Raw genomic sequence first — 634 nt, forward strand, 5'->3', positions numbered from 1 at the left:
TTCGCGCCGCCGATGCCCTCGATCACCGACCACAGCGCCTCCGGTCGCGCCCGTGTCCGGGCCTCGCGGCGATCGGTGTAGACGGTGCGACCGGCCCATTCCGGGTCGCTCGGCAGCGGATCGCTCGGCGCACCCAGCACCTCGGCGTCCTGCCAGCTCGTCTCGACGTCGTCGGCGGCGACCCGTCCGAGGGCGAGCCGCACGGCCCGGCGGTACGGCGTCAGTCCGCCGTCGGGACGAGGGATCACCGCATCGACCCGGTGGTCCTTCATGACGCAGTCGTGCTGCAGCGACTCCACGAGTGGCCGCGCGATCGACCGCGGGATCGGGGTGACGAGATTCACCCAGTGCGAGGCGAGGCCGGGGGTCAGCACGGGAAGCGCGGCGATCGCCCGCTGCGGAAGCCCCGCCTCCACCGCGTACCCGTTCATCATCTGGCCATAGCGCAGCACGTCGGGTCCGCCGATGTCGTACGCGCCGGCGGCCGCGGCATCCGCCCGCGCGGCACCCATGAGGTAGTGCAGCACGTCGCGCACCGCGATCGGCTGGATCTGATTGCGCACCCACCGCGGCGCGGGCATGTACGGCAGCACGTCGGTGAGGTGGCGCACCATCTCGAACGACGCCGAGCCCG

The 634-nt window shown here is 72.7% G+C and carries 1 pseudogene; it reads right to left on the reverse strand.

Annotated features, from left to right (window positions below):
• Nucleotides 1–634, reverse strand: a pseudogene (locus ASG00_RS17235) (DUF2867 domain-containing protein); the annotation flags it as partial.

The sequence above is a fragment of the Microbacterium sp. Leaf351 genome, assembly GCF_001423825.1.
Taxonomy (GTDB): Bacteria; Actinomycetota; Actinomycetes; order Actinomycetales; family Microbacteriaceae; genus Microbacterium; species Microbacterium ginsengisoli.